General features: G+C 54.1%; 8 protein-coding genes, 1 pseudogene and 1 riboswitch. Of the genes and pseudogenes, 7 read left to right on the top strand and 2 right to left on the bottom strand.

Annotated features, from left to right (window positions below; all coding sequences use genetic code 11):
* From AB7E14_RS14970 to oxyR, 3 genes and pseudogenes are all read left to right on the top strand, one after another.
* Nucleotides 1-175 (top strand): annotated as a pseudogene (locus tag AB7E14_RS14970) (L-ribulose-5-phosphate 3-epimerase); the annotation flags it as partial.
* A 10-nt stretch (nucleotides 176-185) separates the two neighbouring features.
* Nucleotides 186-1,661: an FGGY-family carbohydrate kinase gene (locus AB7E14_RS14965; protein ID WP_216082049.1), complete on the top strand. Its 1,476-nt coding sequence runs from the start codon at nucleotides 186-188 to the stop codon at nucleotides 1,659-1,661.
* Nucleotides 1,662-1,922: 261 nt separating this feature from the next.
* Entirely contained in the window at nucleotides 1,923-2,840 is a 918-nt protein-coding gene (gene oxyR / locus AB7E14_RS14960) for a DNA-binding transcriptional regulator OxyR (RefSeq protein ID WP_042998960.1), read from the top strand.
* On the opposite strand, the gene sthA is transcribed toward oxyR, so the two are convergent.
* Nucleotides 2,823-4,223 (bottom strand): Si-specific NAD(P)(+) transhydrogenase, encoded by a 1,401-nt coding sequence (sthA, locus tag AB7E14_RS14955; protein WP_428169637.1) that lies wholly within the window; start codon nucleotides 4,221-4,223, stop codon nucleotides 2,823-2,825. The genes oxyR and sthA overlap by 18 nt on opposite strands.
* A gap of 198 nt (nucleotides 4,224-4,421) precedes the next feature.
* On the opposite strand from sthA, the gene fabR reads away from it, so the two are divergent.
* Nucleotides 4,422-5,072: an HTH-type transcriptional repressor FabR gene (gene fabR / locus AB7E14_RS14950; RefSeq protein WP_043001797.1), complete on the top strand. Its 651-nt coding sequence runs from the start codon at nucleotides 4,422-4,424 to the stop codon at nucleotides 5,070-5,072.
* Nucleotides 5,072-5,431, top strand: a complete 360-nt coding sequence (locus tag AB7E14_RS14945; protein ID WP_042998961.1) for a YijD family membrane protein — start codon at nucleotides 5,072-5,074, stop codon at nucleotides 5,429-5,431. Before fabR ends, AB7E14_RS14945 begins: the two co-directional genes overlap by 1 nt.
* 49 nt (nucleotides 5,432-5,480) lie before the next feature.
* Here AB7E14_RS14945 and trmA read toward each other — a convergent pair whose 3' ends face one another.
* Complete coding sequence (trmA, locus tag AB7E14_RS14940) at nucleotides 5,481-6,581, bottom strand: tRNA (uridine(54)-C5)-methyltransferase TrmA (RefSeq protein WP_125339231.1); 1,101 nt, start codon at nucleotides 6,579-6,581, stop codon at nucleotides 5,481-5,483.
* A 114-nt stretch (nucleotides 6,582-6,695) separates the two neighbouring features.
* Nucleotides 6,696-6,885: riboswitch (cobalamin riboswitch) on the top strand.
* Between the two features lie 65 nt (nucleotides 6,886-6,950).
* Between trmA and btuB the strand changes: the two genes are divergently transcribed.
* The gene (gene btuB, locus AB7E14_RS14935; protein ID WP_042998963.1) at nucleotides 6,951-8,789 is read left to right on the top strand and encodes a TonB-dependent vitamin B12 receptor BtuB; all 1,839 of its coding nucleotides are present in this window, start codon (nucleotides 6,951-6,953) and stop codon (nucleotides 8,787-8,789) included.
* Nucleotides 8,734-9,585, top strand: a complete 852-nt coding sequence (gene murI / locus AB7E14_RS14930; protein WP_042325665.1) for a glutamate racemase — start codon at nucleotides 8,734-8,736, stop codon at nucleotides 9,583-9,585. The genes btuB and murI overlap by 56 nt, the downstream gene beginning before the upstream one ends.
* The last annotated feature ends 287 nt before the right edge of the window (nucleotides 9,586-9,872 follow it).

The raw sequence follows: 9,872 nt of genomic DNA, 5'->3' as shown, positions 1-9,872 counted from the left end.
TATCAAGCAGTTCAAACCGCTCCGCCGCCTTAACTATCGGGGAACCTTCCTGATTGAGATGTGGACGGAAAAGTCCGCCGAGCCGTTGTTGGAAATTATCCATGCGCGCCAGTGGATAGAGAGCAAGATGCAGGCAGCCGGGTGGTATGACGAACGGCCACTCATGGCAGGTTAAGGAGATAACGATGAGCCATTACTTTATCGGCATTGATTTGGGCGGCACAGTCACCAAAGCGGGGATCTATACCGCCGAAGGTAGAGAAGTCATCGTTGCGGCCCAAACCTTGCCGCTGCTGAGCTCACAGGCGGGGTTTTGTGAGCGCGATATGAACGAGCTCTGGGCCACCACATGTCTCGTGATTCAGCGCGCACTGGCCGAGAGCCATATTGCGGCGGAACAGATCCGCGGGATTGGCTTTTCTGCACACGGTAAAGGACTTTACCTGGTCGATAAATCGGGCAAACCCGTCCGTAATGGCATCGTCTCTTCAGATTCCCGGGCGCAACCGCTGGTGGCAAGCTGGAAGGCGCAGGGTGTCGATCGCCAGGCGTACCCGCTCAGTTTGCAACAGCTATGGCCTTCTCATCCGGCAGCGCTGCTGGCCTGGCTGAAACAGCATGAGCCGGAGAACTACGCGCGGACGGGCCACATCCTGATGGCGCACGACTATATTCGTTACTGCCTGACGGATAACCTTGCCTGTGAAGAGACCAATATCTCCGGGAGCCAGTTGTTTAATCAGCAGCGTAATGAGTTCGATCCCGCGCTGTTCGCCCTGTTTGGCATTGAGGAGATGGTGCACTGCACGCCGGGGGTGATAGGTTCTGCCGATCTCGCTGGCTATGTGACCGCCGATGCCGCTACGTTATGCGGGTTGAAGGCAGGTACACCCGTGTTCGGCGGGGTCTTTGACGTGGTTGGCGCAGCCATCACCTCCGGTGTGCATGACAGCTCGCACCTCAGTGCGGTAGCGGGCACCTGGTCTATCGCTACCCGGGTATTCGATCGCATTATTCCGGCGGATTATCCCTATGTGTGGGGTAAATTCAGTGTTCCTGGGCAGTATTTTGCGCATGAAGGCAGCCCCACTTCCGCCAGTAATCTGACCTGGTTTATCAACCATTTTTTCCCGGCGTTGGCGAACGATCACGATACGCTTAACCGGTGGGCGGAGCAGGGGTATCAGAAGCCAGACAGCATTCTGTTTTTCCCGTGGCTGTACGGCTCAAACTATTGCGACTCATTAAGCGGCGGCTTTTTCGGGCTGGCAGGGCATCACGATGCGTCAGACATGGTTTACGCTATCTATCAGGGCATCGTATTTTCTCATTTACTGCATCAGGACCGGATGCTGCAACTCAACGGCGCAACCCAGGCGATTCGTTTTACTGGCGGGCCAACGCATTCGCGTATCTGGATGCAGATGTTTTGCGATGCCAGCAATCTGCCGCTTGAAATTGTCGATGTCGAGCAGTCCGGGTGCCGGGCGGCGGCGATGTGTGCGGCCGTTGGTGTGGGGGATTATGCAGGATTCGCACAGGCGATTAACGCCACTCTGCCGTCGGTGATCAGACTTGAGCCGAATGCCGTAAAGCACAACATGCTGCGTAGCCGGTTTGCGCAATTCAAACGCGTTGCGGATGCACTGAGTGCAATATAACGCTGATTAACTTCATTCCGGCCAGGCACGATGTCTGGCTTTTTTACGCAAAAAAAATGCGGACCACGGGGTCCGCAAAAGTTCACGTTGGCTTTCGTTATTTGGGTAGAGAGAGACTCTCTGAACGGGCAGTGGCTTCAAGGGTTAAACGAGACTGCTCCGTTTCTGTGATGGATTATCAGACAGAAAGCTTGATAGGGATAATCGTTCGTTGCTATGCTACCTATCGCCATGAACTATCGTGGCGATGGAGGATGAATAATGAATATTCGTGATCTTGAATACCTGGTGGCATTAGCCGAACATCGCCACTTCCGGCGCGCGGCGGACTCCTGTCACGTTAGTCAGCCAACGCTGAGCGGGCAAATCCGCAAGCTGGAAGATGAGCTGGGCGTGATGCTGCTGGAGCGTACGAGTCGTAAAGTGCTGTTCACCCAGGCGGGTTTACTGCTGGTGGATCAGGCGCGTACCGTGCTGCGTGAGGTCAAAGTGCTCAAGGAGATGGCAAGCCAACAGGGCGAAACCATGTCAGGTCCGCTGCACATTGGTTTGATTCCCACTGTCGGTCCTTACCTGCTGCCGCATATTATCCCGATGCTGCACCAGACTTTCCCGAAGCTGGAAATGTATCTGCATGAAGCGCAGACCCATCAGCTGCTGGCGCAACTGGATAGCGGCAAGCTTGACTGCGTGATCCTGGCGCTGGTGAAAGAGAGCGAGGCCTTTATCGAAGTGCCGTTGTTCGACGAGCCGATGCTGCTGGCGATCTACGAAGATCACCCGTGGGCGAATCGCGAATGCGTGCCGATGTCCGATCTGGCAGGCGAAAAACTGCTGATGCTGGAGGACGGTCACTGTCTGCGCGATCAGGCGATGGGATTCTGCTTTGAAGCCGGTGCTGACGAAGACACCCACTTCCGTGCAACCAGTCTGGAAACGCTGCGTAACATGGTAGCGGCAGGAAGCGGTATTACCCTGCTGCCTGCGCTGGCGGTTCCGCAAGAACGCAAACGTGATGGCGTGGTATATCTGCCCTGCATTAAGCCTGAGCCGCGTCGTACGGTGGGGCTGGTGTATCGTCCAGGATCACCGCTGCGTAGTCGCTATGAGCAACTGGCAGAGGCCATCCGCGGTGCGATGGATGGCCATTTCGACAAGGCGTTAAAAAAGGCGGTTTAAGCCATTTAGCGCCGCTACCCGATAGGCTACCGCCATCGTCGGGTAGTTAAAGGTGGTGTTAACGAAGTACTCAATCGTGTTACCACCACCTTTCTGCTCCATAATCGCCTGACCGATGTGAATAATCTCGGCTGCGCGTTCACCAAAGCAGTGGATCCCCAGAATCTCTTTCGTTTCCCGATGGAACAAAATCTTCAGCGTGCCTACGTTCATGCCAACGATTTGCGCGCGCGCCAGGTGTTTAAACTGAGCGCGGCCCACTTCGTAAGGCACTTTCATCGCCGTCAGTTGCTGTTCGGTTTTGCCCACGGAACTGATCTCCGGGATGGTGTAAATGCCGGTCGGGATATCTTCGATCAGGTGCGCGTTCGCTTCCCCTTTCACCAGCGCCTGGGCGGCAATGCGTCCCTGGTCGTATGCTGCGGACGCCAGGCTCGGGTAACCGATCACATCACCCACCGCGTAAACGTGCGGCAGCGCGGTTTGGTACATGCTGTTGACCTTGAGCTGACCACGGCTGTCGGTTTCCAGACCGATATTCTGTAACGCCAGAGAATCGGTGTTGCCGGTACGACCATTGGCATACAACAGGCAGTCGGCCTTCAGTTTCTTACCGGACTTCAGGTGCATGATCACGCCATCGTCGCAGCCTTCGATTTTCTCATACTCTTCATTGTGGCGAATGACGACGCCGCTGTTCCAGAAGTGGTAAGAGAGGGAGTCGGACATCTCTTGATCGAGGAACGCCAGCAGACGGTCGCGGGTGTTGATGAGATCAACTTTGACCTCCATTCCGCGGAAGATCGACGCATATTCGCAGCCAATCACTCCGGCACCATAAATAATCACATGGCGCGGTTCGTGGTGCAGACTGAGGATCGAATCGCTGTCATAAATGCGCGGGTGCGAGAAATCCACGTCTGCCGGATGATAAGGGCGCGATCCGCAGGCAATGACAAATTTCTCTGCTGTCAGGGTTTCAACCGTACCGTCATGACATTCCAGCGCCAGCGTGTGTTCGTCAACAAAATGGGCGTTACCCTGCAAGATCTCGCAGTGGTTACGCTCATAAAAACCCTGCCGCATCCGTGTTTGCTGATTAATCACGTTGTCGGCATGGTTGAGAATATCGGCAAATGAGGAACGAAGCAGGCGGGAATGATCGCTATAAAGGGGGTTCTGATTGAATTCGATAATACGACTGACTGCGTGGCGGAGCGCTTTTGACGGGATGGTGCCCCAGTGGGTGCAACCGCCGCCAACGTTGTGATAACGCTCGATAACGGCAACACGAGCTCCTTGCTTAACCAGACCCATTGCAGCGCCTTCGCCGCCGGGGCCGGAACCTATAACTATGGCATCGTAATCGTAGGAATGTGGCATGGTAAGGCTTACCTGTTCTTATACATAAAAGCAACAGAATAGTAACATCATTGCCGGGATAACCCAATTATCGTTGTGCTTTTTTGCGAAGCCGAAGCACAAACTGCGCGTAAACAATCATTCACAAAGCTGAACAAACAGATTAACTTTGAACTCTGGTATAGTGCCGGACAAGGCATACGGAAGGATTCAGACATCGTGATGGGCGTTAGAGCGCAGCAAAAAGAAAAAACCCGGCGTTCGCTGGTAGAAGCCGCATTTAGTCAACTGAGCGCGGAGCGTAGCTTCGCCAGTCTCAGTTTACGTGAAGTCGCACGTGAAGCGGGCATTGCGCCAACCTCCTTTTATCGTCATTTCCGTGATGTTGATGAGCTCGGCCTGACCATGGTTGATGAAAGCGGTCTGATGTTGCGTCAGTTGATGCGTCAGGCTCGTCAGCGTATCGCCAAGGGCGGGAGTGTGATCCGCACCTCGGTCTCCACATTTATGGAGTTCATCGGTAACAACCCCAACGCCTTCCGTTTATTATTGCGTGAACGTTCTGGCACCTCAGCGGCGTTCCGTGCTGCCGTTGCGCGAGAAATTCAGCACTTCATCGCGGAACTTGCGGACTATCTGGAAATCGAAAACCATATGCCGCGTGCGTTTACTGAAGCGCAAGCCGAAGCGATGGTGACGATTGTCTTCAGTGCAGGCGCCGAAGCGCTGGACGTGGGCGCGGAACAGCGTCGGCAGTTAGAAGAGCGACTGGTACTGCAACTGCGCATGATTTCGAAAGGTGCGTATTACTGGTATCGCCGTGAACAAGAGAAGATGCCCCTCATTCCGGGTAACGTGAAGGAAGAGTAATGAAACAGTCAGTTCAGGATAAAGGTACGCTGCTGCTGGCGCTGGTCGCTGGCTTGTCAATCAATGGCACATTCGCGGCGCTGTTTAGCTCCATCGTGCCGTTTTCTGTATTTCCGATTATCTCGTTGGTGCTGACGGTGTACTGTCTGCATCAACGTTATTTGAATCGCACCATGCCTGTGGGTTTACCGGGTCTGGCTGCCGCCTGCTTTATTCTCGGCGTTCTGCTTTACAGCACCGTGGTGCGCGCGGAATATCCGGATATCGGTTCCAACTTCTTCCCGGCGGTGCTGTCGGTCATTCTGGTCTTCTGGATCGGCGTGAAAATGCGTAATCGCAAGCAGGAAGTGTCGGAATAAAGAGGAGAGGCCGGATGAGACGCTTTGCGTCATCATCCGGTTATGACACTCACTTCGCCGTCAACAACACCCCACACTCCATATGGTGCGTATACGGGAACTGATCAAACAGCGCCAGACGTGATACGTCATGCGTCTGGCTTAACGTTTCCAGGTTCTTGCACAGCGTCTCCGGATTACAGGAGATGTACAGAATGCGCGGATATGCCTGCACCATTTTCTCCGTTTCGCTGTCCAGACCGCTGCGGGGCGGATCGACAAAAATCGTTTCGCACTGATAGCTTTTCAGATCGATACCCTGCAAGCGGTTAAATTCGCGCACGCCGTTCATTGCCTGCGTAAACTCTTCCGCCGCCATGCGGATAATCTGCACGTTATCAATCTGATTCGCCGCAATGTTGTATTGCGCGGCGGCAACAGACGGTTTGGCGATTTCGGTGGCCAGCACACGGTCAAAATTGCGTGCCAGCGCTAAAGAAAAGTTGCCGTTACCGCAGTACAGTTCAAGCAGGTCGCCTTTCGAGCCTTTAGTGACATCCAGCGCCCACTCCAGCATCTGAATGTTCATGGCCGCATTTGGCTGCGTAAAGCTGTTCTCAACCTGGCGATAGATCATTTCTTTGCCCGCAACTGGCAAACGTTCATCAATGTAGTCCTGATCCAGCGCGATTTTGGTTTTTGTCGCGCGGCCAATCAGATGCACGTTCAGGTTCTGCGCACGCAGGGCGTCGCGGAGCGCTTCGGCGGCTTCACGCCATTCGTCGTCCAGCTTTTTATGATACAGCAGCGAAACCACTGCCTGATTACTCATGGTGGTGAGGTAATCAATCTGGAACAGTTTATGGCGCAACACGCGGTTGTCGCGCACGCCTGCGATCATCGCGGTCATCAACTGGTTAATCAGTTCACTCGCCGCAGGGAAGCTGTCGACGCGGATTCGGCTTTTGCTCTGTTGGTCAAAAATGATGTGATAGAGGTCATCGCCATCGTGCCAGATGCGGAATTCAGCACGCATACGGTAGTGACTGACCGGCGAACGAAACACTTCCGGGACAAGGTCAGAAAAGGGCGCCATCATACTCTGCAAGCGCACCACTTTTTCGGCGAGCTGCGCGTCATACTGTTCTGTCGGAAGGTGTTCGGGGGTCATGATGTATCCTGAAAAATAAAAGTACGCGGGGATTGTAGGGATTGCTCAACAGATGTCCAGTCATTGATGATCTCTCATATTTAACAAACACGCTGGACAGTAAGATGTTACAAACTGTAGCATCCGTGTGCCGGTCCTGTGAGTTAATAGGGAATCCAGTGTAAATCTGGAGCTGACGCGCAGCGGTAAGGAAAGGTGAGATGAGAGCGTAAGCAGACACTGCCTGTTGGGTGGGAAGTCTTCATCTCTTATATCCGTGGATAACCTTCCAAGCCCGAAGACCTGCCGGCTAACGTCGCAACTGGTTTTCATCATCGCGTACTATCGGTGGGACCTGCGGCATCCTTCTTATATTGTGGATGCTTTACAATGATTAAAAAAACATCGCTGCTGACGGCGCTCTCCGTCACGGCTTTTTCGGGTTGGGCACAGGATGCCACCCCTGACACGCTTGTCGTGACAGCAAACCGTTTTCAACAACCTGTTAATACCGTTCTGGCCCCGACCGATATTGTCACCCGCGAGGATATCGAACGCTGGCAGTCCCGAACCGTTCTGGATGTCATGCGCCGCCTGCCAGGCGTGGATGTCGCCCAGAATGGCGGCATGGGGCAAAGCTCTTCTCTGTTTGTGCGGGGTACCGAAGCGAAACACGTTCTGGTGTTAGTCGATGGTATTCCGGTCGCCCGTCCGGGCATTACGAATAATTCCGATATTGACCAGATCCCGGTGTCGCTGGTGCAGCGCATTGAGTATATCCGCGGCCCGCGCTCAGCGATTTATGGCTCTGGCGCGATTGGCGGCGTAGTGAACATCATCACTATGACGGGTGAGGAACGTTCGCAGATTAATGCTGGCGTGGGGTCAAAAGGTTATCAGCAATATGACGGTACGTACCGCCAGCGTTTTGGCGATACCGTGGTAACCGCGGCCGGGGCTTATCAGACCACCAAAGGCTTCGACGTTCAGCCGCGTTCCAGCTATAGCGGCGACAGCGATCGCGATGGTTATCGCAATAAACTCTTCTGGGGTGGTGTTGAGCACAAATTTAACGATCAATTCGATGGTTACTTTCGTGGCTACGGCTATGCCAGTAATGCCGATTACGACCAGGGGAACTGGGGATATGACGGCGGAAACGACGAGCACCAGAATTACACTCAATCTTGGGATACGGGGCTGCGCTTCAATTCTGGAATCTACTCGTCACAACTGGTCGCTAACTACCAGCGAATTAAGGACTATAACTACAGCAGCCTGAATGGGCGCTATGCCACAGGTTATAGCCTTGATGATATGGAACAGCGCTACGTCCAGTGGGGCAACAACGTTATTGTCGGGCACGGCGCTGTCAGTGCTGGTGTCGACTGGAAACAAGAAAAGCTGATGTCCTTCGGCGAGTATGGGACAGACAACTATAAGCGTGATAACACGGGCCTCTATCTCACCGGGCAACAGCAGATTGATAGCGTGACGCTGGAAGCGTCGGGCCGTGAAGACCATGACGACCAGTTCGGCTGGCATGGTACCTGGCAAACAGCGGCGGGATGGCAGTTTGTTGATGACTATAAAGTGACGCTTTCCTATGGCACGGGCTTCCTTGCGCCTTCACTGGGGCAACAGTTTGGTGCGGAGCGTTTTGGGATCGCCTCTAACCCAAACCTGAAGCCGGAAGAGTCGAAGCAGTGGGAAGCCGGATTAGAAGGGCTGACCGGCCCGCTTGACTGGCGTCTGTCGACCTATCGCTACAAAATTCAGAACCTGATCGACTACAACAACAATACCTACTTCAACGTCAAATCCGCGACCATCAAAGGCCTGGAATGGACCGGGAACCTGACGACCGGGCCGGTCGATCATCGCTTAACGTTGCAGTATGTTGATCCGCGTGATGATGAAACCGATCAGCCGCTTTATCGTCGCGCTAAACAGCAGGTGAAGTACGAGCTCAGCGGACAGGTCTACGATCTGGGCTGGGATGTGACCTATCAGTATATTGGCGAGCGTTACGATTACGACTACGACAATTCCCGGAAGGTGAAAATGGGCGGGCTGAGCGTGTGGGACCTCGGACTTTCATATCCAGTCACCTCACATCTCACAGTTCGTGGTAAAATAGCCAACCTGTTCGATAAAGATTACGAGACAGTTTATGGCTACCAAACTGCAGGACGGGAATACACCTTGTCTGGCAGCTACACCTTCTGATCCACGCCCCACCGTGCTGGTATTTGATTCCGGTGTCGGTGGGTTGTCGGTCTATGATGAGATTCGGCATCTCCTGCCGGATCTCCACTATATCTATGCTTTCGATAACGTGGCTTTTCCTTATGGGGAGAAGAGCGAGGCATTTATCGTTGAGCGCGTTGTTGAGATCGTGACGGCGGTACAGCAGCGTTATCCTCTTTCTCTGGCCGTTATCGCCTGTAACACGGCCAGCACGGTCTCTCTTCCTGCCTTACGTGAGAAGTTCGCTTTCCCGGTTGTGGGCGTGGTACCGGCGATCAAACCGGCGGCGCGTCTGACGGCGAACGGGGTTGTCGGGCTTCTGGCAACGCGCGGGACGGTGAAGCGCCCTTATACGCATGAACTGATCGCGCGCTTTGCCAATGAGTGCCAGATAGCCATGCTGGGGTCCGCAGAGCTGGTGGAACTGGCGGAAGCGAAGTTGCACGGCGAGCCCGTGCCGCTGGAAGAACTGCAACGGATCCTGCGCCCGTGGCTGCGGATGCCGGAGCCGCCTGATACCGTGGTACTTGGCTGCACCCACTTTCCCCTGTTGCAGGAAGAACTCTTACAGGTTCTGCCTGAAGGAACGCGACTGGTCGATTCCGGGGCGGCCATTGCACGACGTACCGCATGGCTACTGGAACATGAAGCGCCGGATGCGAAATCAGCAGATGCCAACATTGCCTATTGCATGGCGATGACGCCAGAAACTGAGCAATTATTGCCCGTTTTGCAGCGCTATGGCTTTGAATCGCTCGAAAAACTGGCGGTTTAACGCTGTTTTGGGTAAATATTACGCACTCGGAAAATTATTTTAAATTTCCCCTTGTCAGCCCGAAATAACTCCCTATAATGCGCCTCCACTGACACGGAACAACGGCACACAAGCCGCCGGGTCAGCGGGGTTCTCCGGTGAAAACCAGTGATGAACACCAACAGAGAAAAGCGAAATAAATGCTTGACTCTGAAGCGGGAAAGCGTATTATGCACACCCCGCGCCGCTGAGAAAAAGCGAAGCGGCACTGCTCTTTAACAATTTATCAGACAATCTGTGTGGGCACT

The sequence above is a fragment of the Citrobacter sp. genome (assembly GCF_050252275.1).
GTDB classification, from domain to species: domain Bacteria; phylum Pseudomonadota; class Gammaproteobacteria; order Enterobacterales; family Enterobacteriaceae; genus Citrobacter_A; species Citrobacter_A amalonaticus.
Note: the sequence above shows the minus strand (reverse complement) of the source record. Positions and strands in the feature narration are given on the sequence as shown.

Coding starts and splice junctions, on each gene's coding strand:
- AB7E14_RS14965 (WP_216082049.1), top strand. CDS start 186: ATGAGCCATTACTTTATCGGCATTGATTTGGGCGGCACAGTCACCAAA.
- oxyR (WP_042998960.1), top strand. CDS start 1,923: ATGAATATTCGTGATCTTGAATACCTGGTGGCATTAGCCGAACATCGC.
- sthA (WP_428169637.1), bottom strand. CDS start 4,223: ATGCCACATTCCTACGATTACGATGCCATAGTTATAGGTTCCGGCCCC.
- AB7E14_RS14945 (WP_042998961.1), top strand. CDS start 5,072: ATGAAACAGTCAGTTCAGGATAAAGGTACGCTGCTGCTGGCGCTGGTC.
- trmA (WP_125339231.1), bottom strand. CDS start 6,581: ATGACCCCCGAACACCTTCCGACAGAACAGTATGACGCGCAGCTCGCC.
- btuB (WP_042998963.1), top strand. CDS start 6,951: ATGATTAAAAAAACATCGCTGCTGACGGCGCTCTCCGTCACGGCTTTT.
- murI (WP_042325665.1), top strand. CDS start 8,734: ATGGCTACCAAACTGCAGGACGGGAATACACCTTGTCTGGCAGCTACA.